The 17,900-nt window shown below is 66.7% G+C and carries 15 protein-coding genes and 1 tRNA gene; 6 read left to right on the top strand and 10 right to left on the bottom strand.

Translation table 11 applies throughout. The features are described from left to right. Positions 1-2 precede the first annotated feature (2 nt). The 3 genes from CCONF_RS04940 to argS all read right to left on the bottom strand — a co-directional run bounded on the left by CCONF_RS04940 (position 3) and on the right by argS (position 4,530). The gene (locus CCONF_RS04940; RefSeq protein WP_290225828.1) at positions 3-1,340 is read right to left on the bottom strand and encodes a homoserine dehydrogenase; all 1,338 of its coding nucleotides are present in this window, start codon (positions 1,338-1,340) and stop codon (positions 3-5) included. A 200-nt stretch (positions 1,341-1,540) separates the two neighbouring features. Then, entirely contained in the window at positions 1,541-2,878 is a 1,338-nt protein-coding gene (gene lysA / locus CCONF_RS04935; protein WP_290225826.1) for a diaminopimelate decarboxylase, read from the bottom strand. Next, positions 2,878-4,530 carry an arginine--tRNA ligase gene (gene argS / locus CCONF_RS04930; protein ID WP_290225825.1) on the bottom strand — a complete coding sequence of 551 codons (1,653 nt, stop codon included), beginning with the start codon at positions 4,528-4,530 and terminating at the stop codon, positions 2,878-2,880. The genes lysA and argS overlap by 1 nt, the downstream gene beginning before the upstream one ends. A 237-nt stretch (positions 4,531-4,767) precedes the next feature. Between argS and CCONF_RS04925 the strand changes: the two genes are divergently transcribed. The 6 genes from CCONF_RS04925 to CCONF_RS04900 all read left to right on the top strand — a co-directional run bounded on the left by CCONF_RS04925 (position 4,768) and on the right by CCONF_RS04900 (position 11,607). Next, entirely contained in the window at positions 4,768-6,414 is a 1,647-nt protein-coding gene (locus CCONF_RS04925; protein WP_290225823.1) for an L-lactate permease, read from the top strand. A gap of 292 nt (positions 6,415-6,706) precedes the next feature. Beyond that, positions 6,707-7,492, top strand: coding sequence for a (Fe-S)-binding protein (locus tag CCONF_RS04920; RefSeq protein ID WP_290225821.1), 786 nt, complete (start codon positions 6,707-6,709; stop codon positions 7,490-7,492). Beyond that, on the top strand, positions 7,492-9,039 hold the full coding sequence (locus tag CCONF_RS04915) for a lactate utilization protein B (RefSeq protein ID WP_290225818.1): 1,548 nt from the start codon (positions 7,492-7,494) through the stop codon (positions 9,037-9,039). Before CCONF_RS04920 ends, CCONF_RS04915 begins: the two co-directional genes overlap by 1 nt. A 6-nt stretch (positions 9,040-9,045) precedes the next feature. Then, positions 9,046-9,696, top strand: a complete 651-nt coding sequence (locus CCONF_RS04910) for a LutC/YkgG family protein (RefSeq protein WP_290225816.1) — start codon at positions 9,046-9,048, stop codon at positions 9,694-9,696. Between the two features lie 188 nt (positions 9,697-9,884). Further along, positions 9,885-11,468, top strand: coding sequence for an alpha/beta hydrolase (locus tag CCONF_RS04905; RefSeq protein WP_290225814.1), 1,584 nt, complete (start codon positions 9,885-9,887; stop codon positions 11,466-11,468). Between the two features lie 65 nt (positions 11,469-11,533). Further along, positions 11,534-11,607: transfer RNA gene (locus CCONF_RS04900), tRNA-Arg, on the top strand. Positions 11,608-11,665: 58 nt separating this feature from the next. Here the strand turns inward: CCONF_RS04900 and CCONF_RS04895 are convergent. The 7 genes from CCONF_RS04895 to CCONF_RS04865 form a co-directional block, all read right to left on the bottom strand. Beyond that, positions 11,666-12,307, bottom strand: a complete 642-nt coding sequence (locus tag CCONF_RS04895; RefSeq protein WP_290225812.1) for a GNAT family N-acetyltransferase — start codon at positions 12,305-12,307, stop codon at positions 11,666-11,668. Between the two features lie 78 nt (positions 12,308-12,385). After that, entirely contained in the window at positions 12,386-12,559 is a 174-nt protein-coding gene (locus CCONF_RS04890) for a hypothetical protein (RefSeq protein WP_290225810.1), read from the bottom strand. A 114-nt stretch (positions 12,560-12,673) separates the two neighbouring features. Then, positions 12,674-12,973, bottom strand: a complete 300-nt coding sequence (locus CCONF_RS04885) for a molecular chaperone GrpE (RefSeq protein ID WP_290225809.1) — start codon at positions 12,971-12,973, stop codon at positions 12,674-12,676. A 5-nt stretch (positions 12,974-12,978) separates the two neighbouring features. Further along, positions 12,979-13,488 (bottom strand): MarR family winged helix-turn-helix transcriptional regulator, encoded by a 510-nt coding sequence (locus CCONF_RS04880; RefSeq protein ID WP_290225808.1) that lies wholly within the window; start codon positions 13,486-13,488, stop codon positions 12,979-12,981. A 4-nt stretch (positions 13,489-13,492) separates the two neighbouring features. Next, positions 13,493-14,041, bottom strand: coding sequence for a MarR family winged helix-turn-helix transcriptional regulator (locus CCONF_RS04875; protein ID WP_290225807.1), 549 nt, complete (start codon positions 14,039-14,041; stop codon positions 13,493-13,495). A gap of 4 nt (positions 14,042-14,045) precedes the next feature. Continuing rightward, on the bottom strand, positions 14,046-16,727 hold the full coding sequence (locus CCONF_RS04870; RefSeq protein ID WP_290225806.1) for an AAA family ATPase: 2,682 nt from the start codon (positions 16,725-16,727) through the stop codon (positions 14,046-14,048). Continuing rightward, positions 16,727-17,884, bottom strand: a complete 1,158-nt coding sequence (locus tag CCONF_RS04865) for a metallophosphoesterase family protein (protein ID WP_290225804.1) — start codon at positions 17,882-17,884, stop codon at positions 16,727-16,729. The genes CCONF_RS04870 and CCONF_RS04865 overlap by 1 nt, the downstream gene beginning before the upstream one ends. Positions 17,885-17,900 lie beyond the last annotated feature (16 nt).

Here is a 17,900-nt window from a genome sequence, read left to right as displayed (position 1 = left end):
TCCTAGCTGCCCAGGCGGATGACCGAGTTGACGGCCAGCACGTCCGGCAGGGCCCCCAGCTGGTCCACAATGTCGGCCAGCAGATGCTCTTGGGCGGAGTGCGTGACGATTACCAGGCGGGCCTCGTCGTCGCCGTCCTCCTGGCGGACGGTGCGCAGGGAGACGTCGTTGGTCGAGAAGACGTTGGCGATTTCGGCCAGCACGCCGATCCGGTCGTTGACCGTCATGTCGATGTGGTAGCGGGTGCGCACCTCGCCGAAGGAGGCGATCGGCAGGTTGGCGTAGGTGTTCTCGCCCGGGGCGCGGCCGCCGTGGACGATGTTGCGGGCCGCGCCGACCACGTCGCCCAGCACGGCGGAGGCGGTCGGGTTACCGCCGGCGCCGTTGCCGTAGAACATCAGCGAACCGGCCGCCTCGGCCTCGACGAAGATGGCGTTGTAGGACTCGCTGACCGAGGCCAGCGGGTGCGACTTCGCCACGAGGGTGGGGTGCACGCGCGCGTTCACTGCTTCCTTGCCTTCCTTATCGGTGATCCGCTCGCAGATAGCCAGCAGCTTGATGGAATAGCCGGCCTGCTCGGCGGCCTCGATGTCCTCGGCGGTGATGTTGGTGATCCCCTCGCAGTGGACGTCCTCGAACTTCACGCGGGTGTGGAAGCCCAGCGAGGCCATGATGGCGGCCTTGGAGGCGGCGTCGTGGCCCTCGACGTCGGCGGTCGGATCGGCCTCGGCATAGCCCAGGCGGGTCGCCTCCGCCAGCGCCTCCTCGTAGGACGCACCCGTGGATTCCATCGCGTCCAGGATGAAGTTGGTCGTGCCGTTGACGATGCCGGAGATACGCTGGATCTGGTCCCCGGCCAGAGAGCGGCGCAGCATGCCGACCACCGGGATGGCGGCGGCGACGGCGGCCTCGAAGTAGAGGTCGACGTTGGAGGCATCGGCGGCCTCGGCCAGCTCGTCGGCGTGGGCGGCGACCAGCGCCTTGTTGGCGGTGACCACGGACTTGCCGGCGCGCAGGGCGGCCAAGACCAGCTCGCGCGGGTAGTCGATGCCGCCGATGACCTCCACGACCAAGTCGATGTCGTCGCGGGCGACGAGCGCGCGGGCATCGTCGGTCAGAAGCTCTTGGGGAACGCCCGGGCGCGGCTTCTTGCCCACGTTGGACACGGCCACCCCGCGGATCTCGGCCGGGCCGCCGATGCGGTGCGCAAAGGCGTCGGCGTTCTCCCCGAGCAGTCGGAAGACCTCCGCGCCCACGGTGCCGAATCCCAGCAGCGCAATTCCGACGGTCTCGCCCTCGCCCTTAGCCGTGCGGATAGTTCCCTGCGTGGTGGCTGCCATCTTCGAAGCTCTCCTCAATCTCTGCGGTCGTTTAACGTACGCGGCCTATCATACAGAACGAGCTGTCTATTTTGAGTCCCAACGGAACCACTCCACCGGCACCAAACCCCCGTCTACCGCGCGTGCGCTGGCCTAATGGCTTGCAAAGCGGAGAATAATAATCCCGCCCGGGCGCCACTGAAGCGCACGGGCGGGGGTAACTAGTCGACCTCTAGCGAGAGCAAATCGGCTAAGGTCTCGCACCGCAGCATGGGCTTTACCTGCCCCGCGCGCACGGCGACCACCGCGGGCCGCACCGCGCCGTTATAGCGCGAGGACATCATGTACTGGTAGGCGCCGCTGGCGGCGGTGGCCACGATGTCGCCGCTGGTGATGTCTTCCGGCAGGTCCCGCTCGTCGACCAGGATATCGCCGGATTCGCAGTGGAAGCCCACCACGCGGGAGGGCACCTCGGCGCCGTCGGTGTAGCGCCCCATGACCCGCAGGTCGTACTCAGAGCCGTACATGGCCGGGCGGATGTTGTCGCTCATCCCACCGTCGACGGAGAGGTAGCGCCGCAGCGGCAGCTCCTGCTTGCCCGTCTCCACGTCCTTGACCGTGCCCACGGAATAGACCGCGATGGCGGACCCGGCCACCAGCGCGCGTCCGGGTTCCACCAGGACGAACGGCGGGGTGATGCCCAGCGCGTCCGCCGTGGTGCCCACCGCGGTGAGCAAGTCCTGAGCCACCGCCTGCACGTCGAGGGCCTCCTCGTAGGGCATGTACGGGATGCCGAAGCCGCCGCCTAGGTCCAGCTCCGGCAGCGTGACGCCGAGCTCGGTGTGGATGCGCGAATACAGCGCCATGACGCGCTCGGCGGCCAGCTTGAAGCCCTCGGCGTTGAAGACCTGGGAGCCGACGTGGCAGTGCAAGCCGACCAGCTCGAGGTTGTCGGCGGCCAGGCAGGCGCGGGCGGCATCGAAAGCCGCGCCGGTGGCCAGCGAGATGCCAAATTTCTGGTCCTCGTGGGAGGTGGCGATGAACTCGTGAGTGTGTGCGTCCACGCCCGGCTTCACGCGCACCATCACCTTCTGGACGCGCCCCAACTCGCCGGCGATCCGGTTGAGCAGCTCCAGTTCATCGGTGTTGTCAAGCACCACGTGACCCACGCCGTGTTCCACGCAGTCGCGCAGGTAGTCCGCGCCCTTGTTGTTGCCGTGGGCGGTCATGCGGGCGGCGGGGAAATTGCCGGCTAGCGCAATGAGCAGCTCGTTGTGGGAGGCCACGTCCAGGCACAGCCCCTCCTCGTTGACCCACTGCACGATCTTTTTGCAGATGAAGGCCTTGGAGGCGTAGTGGACGTGGGCGGGCCCGCCGAAAGCGGCGGCCATGTCGCGGCAGCGGGAGCGGAAGTCGTCCTCGTCGAAGACGTAGAGCGGTGATCCGTACTCTTCTACCAGGTCGGGCACGGGGACCCCGGCGACGGTGACCACGCCGTCTTCCTCGCGCTGGGCGTTGCGGGGCCAGACATGCGCCGGCAGATCGTTGAAATCGGCCATCACATCCGCTCCGGGGCGGTCACGCCCACCATGGTCAGGGCGTTGGCCAGGGTGGTGCGGGCGGCATCGGCCAGCGCGAAGCGGGCCGAGTGCACCGGCTGGGCCTCCTCGCCGGCCTTGGGCAGGACCTGGCACTGGTCGTAGAAGCGGTGGAAGCTGGCGGCCAACTCCTCGGCGTAGCGGGCGATGCGGTGCGGCTCGCGCAGCTGCGCGGCCTCGGCCACCACGGCTGGGAAATCGCCCAGGGTGCGGATGAGGTCGCCCTCGCGGTCGTGGGTCAACAGGGACAGATCCGCGCGGTCGGCGGTCACGCCGGCCTCGGCCGCCTTGCGCGCCAGGGAGCACAGGCGGGCGTGCCCATACTGCACGTAATAGACGGGGTTGTCGGAGGACTGGGTCTGCCACAGGCCCAGGTCGATGTCGATGGACTGGTCCACGGACGAGCGCACCAGCGAGTAGCGGGCCGCGTCCACGCCGATGGCGGCCACCAGGTCCTCCAGCGTGATGACGGTGCCCGCGCGCTTGGACATGCGCACCGGCTTGCCGTCGCGCAGCAGGTTGACCATCTGGCCGATGAGCACTTCGACCGCGCCGGCGTCGTAGCCCAGCGCCGCCGCGGCGGCCTTCAGGCGCGGCACGTAGCCGTGGTGGTCGGCGCCGAGCATGTAGATGTTCAGGGTGTGGCCGCGGTCGAATTTATCCGCGACGTAGGCGATATCGCCGGCGATATAGGCGGCGTTACCGTCGGACTTGACGACCACGCGGTCCTTGGAGTCGCCGTAATCGGTGGATTTCAGCCACCAGGCGTTGTCCGCCTCGTAGAGCTCGCCCTGCTCCTTGAGCTGGTCCAGCGCGCGCTCGACCGCGCCGGACTCGAACAGCGAGTTCTCGTGGAAGTAGACGTCGAAGTCCACGCCGAATTCGTGCAGGGACTGCTTAATCTGGGCGAACATCATGTCCACGCCGTCAGCACGGAAGGCTTCCTGGACCTGTTCCGGGGAGCCGTCCAGGGAGGACGGGTTCTTCTCCAGCACCGCGCTGGCGATGTCCTGGATGTATGCCCCGCCGTAGCCGTCCTCCGGGGTGGGCTCGCCCTGGGCGGCCGCCACCAGGGAGCGGGCGAAACGGTCGATCTGCCCGCCGTGGTCGTTGAAGTAGTACTCGCGGGTGACCTCCGCACCGCTGGCCTCCAGTACGCGGCCCAGGGAATCACCGACGGCCGCCCACCGGGTACCCCCGAGGTGGATGGGCCCGGTCGGGTTCGCAGAGACGAACTCCAGGTTGATCTTCTCCCCGGCAAAGGTGGTGTTCTTGCCGAAGTCGGAGCCGGCCTCGCGGATCTTGCCCACCACGTCGCCCTGGGCATCGGCAGCCAGGCGGATGTTCAAAAAGCCCGGGCCGGCGACGTCGGTCTCCGCGATCGCGTCCTGCTCGTCCAACGCGGCGGCCAGCCAGGTGGCCAGCTCGCGCGGCTGGGTGCCCGCCTTCTTGGCGACCTGCAGCGCCAGGTTGGTCGCGTAATCGCCGTGTTCCGGGTTGCGCGGGCGCTCCACGGTCACGGTCTCGGGGATAACGGAGGTGTCCAGGTCGTGTTCCGCCAACACTGCGGTGGCGGTGTCCTTAATCAGTTGTGCCAGTTCTGCCGGAGTCATAACCCTAAACTCTATCGAATATCCCGTTTGACTACCGCACTAACCCCGCCAGTGCATGAGATGCCCCATAAGCGGACCGAAATGGTCTGCAAACTACAGGTCCGCGCTATGCTTTTCTTAACTCAGTGTGAGTTTCTAAGCCGGTTTACCCCCGACTAACCACAATGAGCACCGTGTACTACCCGCTGTGCCCCGAATAGTCGGGGCCTCCCTATCTGGAGAATTCGAGGACGCATCTTGTTTGAGATTAACACCTCAGCGATCGGGGACAGCCTCGGGCTCACCGCGCTCGTGGCCACCCTGCCGCTCGTCGCCTTTTTCATTATGTTGTTGGGTTTCAAGGCCCGTGCCCACACCTCCGGCGCGGTCGCGCTGCTGACTTCCCTAGCGATCGCCATCGTGGGCTTCGCGATGCCCATCGACATGGCCCTCTCGTCCGCAGTCCGCGGTGGCCTCTTCGGCCTGCTGCCCATCGTCTGGGTCATCATCACCGCCATTTGGTTCTACGAAATCACCGTGGCCTCCGGCCGGTTTGAGGATCTGCGCAAGACCTTCGACCTGCTGGGCGACGGCGATATCCGCATCCAGGCCATCCTCATCGCCTTCTGCTTCGGCGGCCTACTGGAGGCCCTGGCCGGCTTCGGCGCCCCGGTGGCCATCACCGCCACCATGATCATGGCGCTCGGCGTCAAGCCGCTGCGCGCTGCGACCGTGGTCCTGATTGCCAACACCGCCCCCGTGGCCTTCGGCGCCGTGGGCATCCCGGTGACCACCGCCGGCGAGGTCGGCGGCCGTACCCTGGAGCAGACCCATGACATCGCCGCCCTGATTTCGCTGCAGGTGCTGGTCATCGCCGCCATGGTGCCCTTCCTCATCGCGTTCATTCTGGACGGGGCGCGCGGCGTGAAGGAGACCGCCCCGGCGGCCGCCGTCATCGGCATTTCCTTCGCGGCGGCCCAGTGGCTCGCGGCGACCTTCTTCGCCTACCAGCTGACCAACGTCATCGCCTGCATCGTCTCCCTGGGCTGCGCGTTCGCCTTCCTGCGCGTCTGGAAGCCCAGGGGCGTGGCCGCCCTGCGCGAGCGCATGGAGCTGCCGGCCCAGGACGGCACCAGCGATCTCACCGGCCGCCGCATCTGGATGGCCCTGTTGCCCTACGCCGTGGTCACCGCGGTCTTCGCCGTGGCAACCACCATCCCGGCCCTGTTCGGCTTCTGGGTAATCAAGACCGGCTGGCCTTTCCTGGACGGGACGATCGTGGACGCGACCGGCAACGTCATGGACACCAGCTTCAGCTTCAACGTCTTTGGCAACCCCGGTACGCTGCTGCTGATTTCTGGCATCATCGTGACGATCATCTACCACTTCTTCAACGAGAATGGCCGCTACAAACTGAGTTTCGGCCAGCCGGTGACCGCCTTCGGCGACGTCGTCAGCCGCATGAAGTTCTCCGCCCTGACCATCATCTTGGTCCTGGCGCTGGCCTACACCATGAACTACTCCGGCCAGACCATCGCCATCGGTGAGTTCGTCTCCTCGGCCGGCGGCATCTTCGCGCTGTTCGCCCCGGTGCTCGGCTGGATCGGCACCGCCGTGACCGGCTCGGATACCTCGGCCAACGCCCTGTTCGCCAACCTGCAGGTCGCCGCCGCCGAGCGCATCCACGTCAACCCGGATCTGATGCTGGCCGCCAACACCTCCGGTGGCGTGGTCGGCAAGATGATCTCCCCCCAGTCGCTGGCGATTGCGGCCACCGCCGTGCAGATGGAGGGCAAGGAGTCCGTCATTCTCAAGAACGTGGTGGGCTATTCGCTGGCCTTCTTGGCCGTCGTGTGCGTCATCGTCTTCCTGATGACGAACGTGCTCGGGTTCCTAGTGCCCTAACCAGACCCCAGACCTAGTTCCCTAAGGCTTTCCTTACACGCCCCTGATAACCCCGGATACCCCCAAACCGTCTGGCCCCTGAAACCCGCGCAAATCGCGCGGGGCAGGCGCATGACCTGCGGACCATTTACGCAACATTAATGTTTCGAAACATCCGCAGGTCATCGTTATTTTTGGGGGTGATTAAATACGGCATTCGCGCTACCATTTAGTTCATAACCCCGTGAATTTTCTGGGAGCCTCACTTTCCGAGAGTCTCCTTAAGTACCCGCTAAACCAAGGAGCCTAATCGATGCGAATAGCATTGTTTTCCACCTGCATTGGCGACGCCCTTTTCCCGGACGCTCACAAAGCCACTGCCCTAATCCTTTCCCGCTTGGGCCACGAGGTGGTCTTCCCGGAGGAACAGACCTGCTGCGGGCAGATGCACGTCAACACCGGTTACCAGGAAGAAACGCTGGGCATGATCCGCACCTACGCGGACGCCTTCGCGGATCCTTCCATCGACTACGTGGTCTCCGCCTCCGGCTCCTGCGTGGGCGCGGTGCGCGAGCAGCACGTCCAGATCGCCGACCGCTTCGGTAGCAAGGCCGACGTGGACGGCGCCAAGAAGGCCGCTGACAAGACCTACGACCTGCCGGAGTTCCTCGTCGACATCGCGCAGACCACCCAGCTGGGCGCCTTCTTCCCGCACCGGGTGACCTACCACTCCTCCTGCCACGGCCTGCGCTTTTTGAAGCTGGCGGACCGCCCCTACCAGCTGCTCAAGAACGTCGAGGGCATGGAGCTGGTCCCGCTGGAAAACGCAGAGGAATGCTGCGGCTTCGGCGGCACCTTCTCGCTGAAGAACCCCGAGGTCTCCCAGGCCATGGTCACGGACAAGACCCGCCACATCAAGGACACCCGCGCCGAGTACGTCACCGGCGGCGACTCCTCCTGCCTGATGAACATCGCCGGCGCCCTCTCGCGCCAGCAGGCCGGCATCCGCGCCGTGCACATGGCGGAGATCCTCGCCTCGACCAAGGAACACCCCTGGACGCCGAAGTCCGCAGCTTACTCGAAGGAGAAGATGCTCTAATGGCTGTTTTCACCGACACTACCCCGCCCCGTGCCCCCGAGAACTACGGCAACCTGCGCGGCGACCGCGGCTTCGTCGCCGCTGCTCACGACGGCCTGAACAACGCCACCCAGCGCCGCAACCTGGAGCACGCCACCACCACCATCCGCAACAAGCGCGCCCAAGCCGTGGAGGAAACCCCGGACTGGGAGCAGCTGCGTTCGGCCGGCTCCGCGCTGAAGGAGGACGTCGCCGCCCGCATGCCCGAGCTGCTGGAGCAGTTCGAAGAGGCTGTGACTGCCCGCGGCGGCATCGTCCACTGGGCACGCGACGCCAAGGAAGCCAACGAAATCATCACGCAGCTCATCCAGGACACGGGTGAGACCGACGTGGTCAAGGTCAAGTCCATGGCCACCCAGGAAATCGGCCTGAACGAGCACCTCGAAGAGGCCGGCATCAGCGCCCGCGAGACCGACCTGGCCGAGCTCATCGTCCAGCTGGGCGAGGACAAGCCCTCCCACATTCTGGTCCCGGCCATCCACCGCAACCGCGCCGAGATCCGCGATATCTTCGTCCGACAGATGCCGAACACGGACGAGTCCCTGCAGGCCAACCCGCCGGAGCTGGCCGAGGCCTCCCGCAAGTTCCTGCGCGAGCAGTTCATGAAGGCCAAGGTGGCCATCTCCGGCGCGAACTTCGGCGTGGCCGAAAACGGCGTCATCAACATCGTCGAGTCCGAGGGCAACGGCCGCATGTGCGTGACCCTGCCGGAGACCCTGATTACGGTCATGGGCATCGAGAAGCTCGTGCCGACCTTCCAGGACCTCGAGGTCTTCCTGCAGTTGCTGCCGCGCTCCTCCACCGCCGAGCGCATGAACCCGTACACCTCGATGTGGACGGGCGTGACCGAGGGCGACGGCCCGCAGAACTTCCACCTGGTCCTGCTGGACAACGGCCGCACCGCCGCCCTGTCGAGCCCGGTGGGCTCCCAGGCGCTCAAGTGCATCCGCTGCTCGGCCTGCCTGAATGTCTGCCCGGTCTACGAGCGCGCCGGCGGCCACGCCTACGGCTCGGTCTACCCGGGCCCGATCGGCATCTCGCTGACCCCGCAGCTGACCGGCATGAAGGACCACCACGATCCGTCGGCCTCCCTGCCCTACGCCTGCTCCCTGTGCGGGCGCTGCGACGAGGTCTGCCCGGTCAAGATCCCGCTGTCCCAGGTCATCCTAGAAAACCGCCACCAGAAGGTCACCCACGCCACCCCGCCGGTCGAGTCCAAGCTCTTCGACCTGGTGGAGTTCGTCTGGGCCAAGCCGAAGGTCTGGAACACGCTGACCCGCCTGGTCGCCTTCGGCCGCGTGCTGGGCGGCTTCAACGGCACCATCGACAGCCTGCCGCTGTTCATGTCGGGCTGGTCGGAAGGCCGCGACACCGCCGTGCCGCCGAAGAAGTCCTTCCGCCAGTGGTTCGAATCCGACGAGGCCCGTGACCTGCTGGCGCAGGCCCGCGAGGAGGGCCTGCCCGCCGCCGCAGTCCAGGCCCCGGACCAGGGCTCTGAGAAGGAGTAGTAAGTCATGACACGTACCACTGAACAATCCTGCGCAGCCAAGAAGGAAATCCTGTCCCGCATCCGCTCCGCCCAGAAGTCCGCGGGCCTGGCCGACCACGTGGACGTCCCGCGCGATTACCAGCGCGACCGCCAGGTCGCCCCGGATGAGCTGCGCGACCTGCTGATCGACCGCCTGGTGGACTACAAGGCCGACGTGCACGTCACCGACACCGCGGAGCTGCCGGCCACCCTGGCGAAGATCCTGTCGGACAAGGACTGCCACGACATCCGCTACGCCCCGGGCATGGACACTGAGCTTTTCGCCCAGTTTGACGGGGAGGCCAAGCCGGATTCCAACGACGTCAACCCGCGCACCCTCAACGAGGTCGATGCCGTCGTGACGGAATCCCACGTCACCGCCGCCCAGACCGGCACGATCTCGCTCGAGGCCGGTGAGACCAACGGCCGCCGCGCGCTGACCCTGGTCCCGGACCGCCACGTGTGCATCGTCCGCCAGGAAAACATTGTCTACGGCGTGCCGGAGATGGTTTCCCGCATGAACCCGGAGCACCCGGCGACCTGGATTTCGGGCCCGTCGGCGACCTCCGATATTGAGCTCTCCCGCGTGGAGGGCGTGCACGGGCCGCGCGACCTGATCGTCGTCATCGTGAAGTAGCGCTTTCCCGCCCCGTGGGGCCGGCGGTGCCAAAGTTGCCAGTTGCGGCGATCTAGGGCACCCGCCGGCCCCCTTTTTGTTGAGCAAACGTGCCGCGCGAGGGAGGCGGCGATAGAGTAAAAACACTCAAACCCTATGGTTTCCGTTATTTTCAATTTCTTTACTGACTCAGTTCCTAGGAGAATCAGGTGCTACGACCTTTTCAGAAACGCCCGGCCCGGGCCGCGGCTTCCGTCCTGGCAGCGCTCGGGGTGGCCTGCAGCCTCGCCGCCGGCCCGGCGGTAGCCCAAGAAGCCCCGAACGCCGCCCCGCAGATCCAGTGGGAGGACTGCCCCGAGCAGGTCACCGAGGACAACGCAGAGTGCGGCCGCATCGAGGTCCCCACGTACTACGACAACCCGTCGGCCGGCACCATCAGCGTCGGCTTCCTGCGCGTGCCGGCGACCAACCCGCAGGCCAAGCGCGGCGTGCTCTTCGGCAACCCGGGCGGCCCGGGTGGGGACGGCTACTCCTACTTCGGCAGTGAGCAGTTCGCCTGGCCCGAGGGAATTGCCAACGAGTGGGACCGCGTGGCGGTCCAGCCGCGTGGCCTGCCCGGCTCCACCCCGGTGGAATGCACCCAGCCGGGCGGCAGCGACCTCGACGCCGTCACCCGCGCCGGCGCCTATATCCGTAACTCTTGCGAGAAGTCCACGCCCGGCTACACCAACTCCCTGACCACCGAGAACACCGCCCGCGACTGGGAGATGGTGCGCCAGGCCTTGGGCGAGGACCGGATTTCCATCATGGGGCTGAGCTACGGCACCCTGCTGGGCTCTACCTACGCCACCTTCTACCCCCAGCACACCGACAAGGTCGTGCTGGACTCGGCCATGAGCCCCGCCCGCGCGTGGAACGGCACCCTGGCCGACCAGCAATCCGGCTACGAGAACGCGCTGCACGATTTCTTCGACTACGTCGCGGCTAACGACGCCACCTATCACCTGGGCACCACTCCCCTTAAGGCCTACGAGTCGTGGTCGCGCAAGGTAGCCCGCGAGGCCGGCGTGCGCCCGACGGTGCTGCCGCCGAACGCCAAGATCGGCGACCTGCCCCCGGGACTGGAGTTTTCCAGCCAGCCGGCGGCCAATATCATGACCGCGACCGGTGAGCTGCGCGTCCAGGCCGAGTTCCTGGGCGACAAGATCCGCAACCCGCAGGCCTCCCAGGTCAACTCGAACACCCTGATGCTCACCCGCCTACTCGTGCCTTCGGCCGCCAGCTGGGAGGCGCTTGCTAAGCACATCGCTGGCATCGAGGACCTGGGCGGACCCCAGGATCCGGAGCAGGCCCGCAAGACGCTCGAGGCACAAACCCAGGCCCAGTCCATGCAGAACCTCGTCCTGTGCAACGAGAACTCCTCCCGGGCCAACCCCGGCCTGGTCCCGTCCTACGTGTGGTCGGCATTTGTCACCCAGGATCCGTTCACAGTGTTCAATTCCCTGTATGGCTCCGGCATCGCCTGCAGCGGCCGCGGGCCGGTGACCTCCGTCCCGGCGCTAAACGGCGCCGAGCTCGAGCACCGCCCGCTGCAGATCAACGCCACCGGCGACCCGCAGACCCCGTACCAGTTCCACGGCGATATGGCCCGCCAGATGGGGTCTCACGTCGTGACCGTCCACGGCCCAGGCCACGGGCACGTCGCCTCCGGCAACGCGGCTGTCGACGAGATCGTGCTGGAGTATCTGCGCACCGGGACCAGCGACGTTAACGAAGCTCCGGGCCTGATTTAACACTGACTGGCCCGATGGGTTAGAATTTCATCATTGTCGTTCCAGCGAGCGGCAATGATGAAAATGTCTCCGTAGCTCAGCGGATTAGAGCATCGGTTTCCGGTACCGAAGGTCGCAGGTTCGATCCCTGTCGGGGACACTACAACGAGGGCCCGCACCCAGGCAAAAGTTCTGGGTGCGGGCCCTTTGTTCTGCGACTAATCATCCTCGCGCGGGGTAGGCCGCCACATGGCAACCTCCGGCGGGTCGGCCAGCTTGTCGCCGGCGACCTCGATCGGGCCGAGCTCCACGAAGCCCAGTGAGCGGTACAGCGCCGCGGACTTCGGTGTGGAGGCCTCCAGGTAAACCGGGGCATCACCAGCGCGGCGCAGGCCGTGCTTGAGCATCGTCGAGCCAATCCCCTTGCCCTGCACGCCGGAGCTCACCGCAATGGCAAAGAGATACCAGTGGGCGAAGCCCGGATGAGCGCTGGCGGTGCGCGCCTCCCGCCGGGCCACGAACGGCACCGCCCGGCGGAAGAGGTTGATGTACTTCGGCAGCAGCGCCATGAACTTGGGCATCGACATCTGCTTATTGGGACGCGCCCACAGGCCAACGCCGACGATCTCACCGTTGTCGATGGCTAGGTCCACCTCCCCGTTGGGGAAATAATGGCCGTAGACCTGGATTTCATAAATGGCGCGGGCAAAGTCCACGTTGTTGTGCTGGCCGCCCGTGTGCGCCATGATGGAGCGCACCGCGCGGTCCTGGGCGAAGGTGTGGGCGAGCAGCTCGATGGCGGCGGGAAGCTCGTCTTCGCGCGCGGGTCGAATCTCTACATCTGCTGACTTTTTATTCATATCCCCCAATCTAACACCGCGCAGACAAAACGCTCCCCGACCACCGTGGTCAGGGAGCGTTTAGAAACTAAAGCGGGATTAGAAGAGGTCCATGGGGCCCGGCTCCAGGGCGAGCATCCCGGTCATCAGCAGGCCCATCACGACGATCATGATGATGCCCATCGGAATCCACTCCAGGATGACCTTGCCGACACCGTCACCGCGGTCGCGAGCTTCTGCCTCGCGCTTTTCCTGCTCCAAACGAGAAGTCATTACTTCGCTTCCTTTCGACTCCACTGGCCGTGACCGGCCCGATTCAACCGCTATCTTAGCAGTATCTACGTACTAGTTTCGACTCCGCCCTTCGGGCAGCTACACCCTTATAGGCTAGGCCTCAGGGTCGATGCCTTCTTCGAGGGCCGCGACGAATTCCTCCCGCGCGCTAAACAGCGCCTCAACGTCCGCCTCCGCGCCGGCGATCCACAGGCCCGTCGCCGCGTCGAAGGTCAGGGCCTTATCCGGGTGATCCTGAAGCAGCTTTTCCATGATCTCAGCCTGCTCGGCGGTCGGCTCCCCGTCCGGGAATTGTTCCGGATCGCCCAGGGCGGCGGATTCTTCCAGGAAGGCGGTGAGGTGGTACTGCTCGTATTGCTTGTGCGGTTGCTCGAACAACTCTTGGCCCATCATGGCCCTTACTCTACCTTCTCGCCCAAGCGGGCATCGGGGACGAAGCCGGGTTGGCCGGGGATGTTGTCCACGGAAAGCACGCCCTCGCAAAAACGCCGCAGCGCCGCGCGGTCTGCCTCCGACAGGTGATCGAAGACCAGGCGGCGGACGGATTCCACATGGGCGGGCGCGGCCCGCTCCAGGCGGCGGCGCCCCTCGTCGGTGAGCTCGATAAGCACGCCGCGGGCATCGCCAGCGCACTTGCCCTTGGTGACCAGGCCGCGTTTGGACATCCGGTTGACCTGGTGGGAGGCGCGGGAGCGGTCCCAGCCCAGGTTCTTGCACAGGTCGCGCAGCCGCAGGGCCTCACCGTCGGCCTCGGAGAGCGGAACCAGGATGGAGAAATCCGCGAGGGAGAGGTCGCTGCCGTAGAGCAGGGAATCCTCCATGCCGCGGTCGATCTTCCGCATGGAGTCGAGGAGCATTCGCCAGAGGTCCTGCTCGTCATCGTCAAGCCAACGCGTTTGCTTAGTCATAGACTCAACGTACCCTATCCCACCTCCGAGTTAACAGCTCGCTACCGCGGATTCCCCAGGGGTCTTCCTCGGCCACCTCCGCAGCTACGCGCTCCAGAAGGCTGGCCTCGCGGAGCGTGAGCCGGTCGAAAACGGTGCGCTGCAGCTGCGCGGTATAGGCCGGCACGGCGCGCCCCAGCTCCTCCTTGCCGGCCTCCGTCATCCGGGCCCGCACCGCCCGCCGGTCGCGCCCGTCGGTCGACCTACTGATCAGGCCACGCCGCGACATCCGGCTAATCTGGCGCGAGACTCGGGCGTGCGCCCAGCCGAGGACCTCGCTGAGCTCCTTCAGACGCAGCGTGTACCCGGGCGCCTGGGACAGCGCCGCCAAGAGGTGGAACTCAGTCTGGGTAAGCGTGCCGCAGGATTCCAGCGCCTGGTCAAGCTTCGCCTCGACCTGCTGGGCCGCGGAGTTTAGAAGCTCCCACAGGCGCTCCTGCTCCGGGCTCAGCCAGCCGGAGAAAACAGTCTGCCGCGCAGCTGCCTCCGCCTGTTCCTGCCCGGGCTGGGTCATTGCCCTAGTCCGCCCGCTTGAGGTCGTTGATGTCCATGTCCACCCGGCCCGGCACGCGCGAGTAGCGCTGCGGCATGCAGGTCAGCACGATGACTTGGGAGCGCTTGCCCACCTCGCTAAACAGCGTGGACATCAGCCGAATGCGCTCGGAGTCGGTCGAGCCCAGCGCGTCGTCGATGACCACTGGCACCGGCCGGGCACCGCCGTCTTCCCCGCCGCCCGCGGACTCCTCCACCAGCTCGGCGATGGCAAACCGGGTCAGGATGGCCAGCTGTTCCCGCGCGCCGCCGGACAGCTCGTTGAGGTTGATGGTGATGTCGTCCTGGGTGCGCTGGGTGACTTCGAGGTTTTCGTTCAGCTGGAATTCGACGTCGCCGCCGTAGACCCGGCGGGCCAGGCGGCCCAGGCGGTCGGCAAACGGCGCCGAGTACTTGCGCCGCGCCTCCTCGCGGTGGCGCAGGAGCACCCCGCGCAGGTACTTCACGGCCTGCGCGCGCCGGTCCAGGGATTCGTAACGGTCGCGGGCGTTCTCGACCTCGGCCTGGGTCTTCTCTGCGCGCTCTGCGCTGCCCTGGTCCCGCTCGATATAGCCGGTGAGCGTGGCGATGGTCCGGTCGGCCTGCGACCAGGCGTCCTCCAGCGACTTCAGGTGCGCCTGCGCGCCCGCGTGCAGCTGCTCCGCGCGTTCCGGATCCGCCGCGTCCAGGGCCGCCCGCGCCTGCTCCCACGTGTCACGGGCCGCCACCAACCGTTCGGAGACCGCGGCCAGCGCCTGGTCGAGCTCGTCGTCACTGCGGTGCTCGCGTGCCCGGGCCAGGGCCTGCTCGGCCCGGACGACGGCATCCCGCAGGCTTTCCACCGTGACCTGGTGGCGCATGAGCGTCTCCGAGAGGTTGAGCTCTTCCTCCCGCGCTACCGCCGCGGCGGCGTCCTCCTGCGCCTTCTGGGCCTTCTCTTCCGCCTCCTCGGCCGCGGCCAGCCCGGCCGCGGCGGTCGCGGCGTCCACCAGTTCCGCGGGGTCCACGTCCGCCAGGGCTTCGCTCAGCGCGCGGTGCTCGGCCCGCAGCTGCTCCACGTCTTCGCCGGCGGCCAGCGTGTCCATCTCGTGACGCAGCCGCTCGGCCGCACGGTCTTGGTCGACTTGCTGCTCGCGCAGCGCGCGGGCCGCCTCCACGCTGTCGCAGCCAAGCGCCTCCAGCAAGTCCGCAAGCCGGCGCTGCGCGTGGTCGTATTCCTCCCGCGTCGAACGCGCGGTAGTCCCCTGCTGCCCGGCGGCAAACCGGGCCCGCAGGGCGCCGATGACCAGCTCTGTGCCGTCTTCGACGGGAACCTCGAGCTCCTCGGCCCCGGCCGCCACCGTCTGCGGCTGACCGTCGACGGTAATTTCCGTGTCCGCGCCGGACTCGGTGCGAAAAAACAGCTTCGACTGCGCGGCTTCCTGCAGGCGCCGGTGCAGCTGGACGTCCTGGGACAACTGCTCCAGGTCAGCCAGCTCCGTCTCGGTCACGGCGTGGCTGCGGGCGGCAATGTCCTGGCGCAGCGCGTCCAGCTGCTCGGCGACCCCATCGATCCGCCCCAGCTGCTTGCCGAGCTTTGCCAGCCGCTCGCTATCTACCCCGCGTTTGTGCTCGGCAGCGGCGTCCTTGCGCTGCTGGCGCGCCTCGGCCAGTGCCTTGGCAGACTCCGCGGACTGCTCCCGGGCGGCCTTGAGACGCTCGTCGGCAGCCGCGGCCTGTTCAGCCACCGGGGCGAGCTCGTCCTGTGCCGCGGCGAGCTGCTTGTGGTTGCGCTCAATCTCCGCGATCAGCTCCTGGCGGGTTCGCAAGTCCTCCAGGGCCCGATCCTCGGCCTGCTGGGCCTGGTTGAAGTCCTTTTCCCGGGCCGCGAAGGCGTCTTGGGCCTGGTGCGCCGCGTTCAGCTCCGCGGCGCGCTGCTCCAGCTCCGCGCGGGCTGGGTCCTGTTCTTGGGCCGCCTGCTCGCGCCGGTCGACCGCCCGCTCGTAATCACGGACGTAGCCTTCCAGCTCCGTGAGCTCCCGCTGCGCCTGCTGCGCCGCGTCCTGGGCGGCCGATAGCTCGCTGGCCGCGCGCTTGTAGTCGCCGGTCGGCTCGCCCTTTTTGCCGGTGAAATACCGCTGATATTCTTCCTCCACCTTGTCCATGAGGCCGGAGTCCTGCCCTTCCCCAAGGGCCTGGCTGCCGGAGCCTTGCTCCAAGGCGCTGCGCAGCGAGGGGATGCCGACGGCTTCGACCGCCGCGCCGAGGTCATCCTGCTTGAGGCACAAGGCTTTCACGAGTTCCTGGTCTAGGTGCTCGTCCAGAATTTCTTCGAGGCGCTTATCGGCGGCGCGGCCGGTGTGGTTTTCCGGGCGCGGCGAGAAGACGGTAAGCTCCGCGGCCTGCTTGCTAAACCAGCGCTTGAAGATCCGGAAGCGGTACGGCCCCACGGTCGCCTCCAGGGTGATTTCGGGCGAAGCGTCCTTGCCCACCGGGCGCAGGACGCCCACCGTGTTCTTTGCGCGGGAGCTGTGCGCCAGTTTGAGGACCACGTCGATAGCCTCCACCAGGGTGGACTTGCCGGCCTCATTGTCGCCATGGATGACCACCACGCCGTGGTCCGGCAGGTCTTCCAGCTTCAGGTGTTCGATGGCGCGCACATTGCGCAGCTCGAGCGAGTGAATCCGCATTACCTAGCCCCTTTCTGCGCGCCCGGCGAGGAAAGCCGGAACAACAAATTCGCCGCGTCCCGGGCCACCGGATCCGCGTCCATGTCCGTGATGATTTCTTCCAGCGCCCCGGCCGCGAAACCGCTCAACTCCAGGTCCGCGAGCTCGTCCTCGGACGGGGCGAGGTGCAGGTCCATGGTCCGGTCGCGCTCGCGCAGGTCGGCGAAGACCGGCTCCAGCGCCTCCAACTCGTGCTGCAAGCGCTGGGTGTCCTGGATACCCAGGGTCCCCTGCAGGCCGTACTTGATGACGGTGCGGTCCTTTTGCGGATAGGCCTTCAGCCTCTCGATGAAGTGATCCACATCCTGGCTGGTGGTCAGCTCAGCGCTTAAGGCCTCGAAGCGCCACTCGCCCAGCTGGTGCTGCTCGACAGTCACCGAGGCATCACCCGCCGCGGTCTTCTCGATGGTCACGGCCAGGGCCTTGCCGGAGTTGTTCTCGCCGGCGTCGTTGTCCACCTCGTGGAAGGCGGTGGTCTCCGGCGCCCCGGAAAACCACACCGCCCCGGTGCTGCCCAGCGGCATGGCCGAGTGGGTGTCCCCCAGCGCGAGATAGTCGATGGCCCCGGCGCGAATCTTGTCCTCCACCAGATTTAAGTCGATCAGCTCGGCGTCATCCTCTGACATGCGGGATTCGACCTGCCCGTGGCCGACGGCCACGCGGATGGTCTCTGTGGGCTCCAGCGGCTCGAGGGCGGCCGCCACCAGGTCATGGTTGGAACGCTTCGACAGGTACGGGGCGCCGACCAGCTCGACTCCGTCCGCGACCGGGATGGGCTCCGAGTCCCCGATGACGTGGATCCCCTCGGCCTGGGTGCGGAAGAAGATGGAGTCCGCCACCAGCGGATCGTGGTTGCCGGGCAGCAGGTAGACCGGAACATCCAGGTGGGCGAGCGCCTCCCGGGCACGCCCGGTGGTCTGGGGAGAAAGTGAGTTGTGTTCAAAGACGTCCCCGGCCACCACGATGAAGTCCGCGCCTACCTCGGCGGCGAGCTCGCCCAATTTATCAATGCTGGCCAGCCGGGCGGCGTTGAAACGCGCCTGGCCGTCGCTGCCGAGGAAGCCACGCTCCATCCCGATCTGCAGGTCGGAGGTGTGGATGAACGTCGTTGAAGTCATACACCATGTCTAACAC

This window comes from Corynebacterium confusum, from assembly GCF_030408715.1.
Lineage (GTDB): Bacteria > Actinomycetota > Actinomycetes > Mycobacteriales > Mycobacteriaceae > Corynebacterium > Corynebacterium confusum.
The sequence above is the reverse complement of the archived record's forward strand: the minus strand, read 5'-3'. Positions and strand labels throughout refer to the sequence as shown.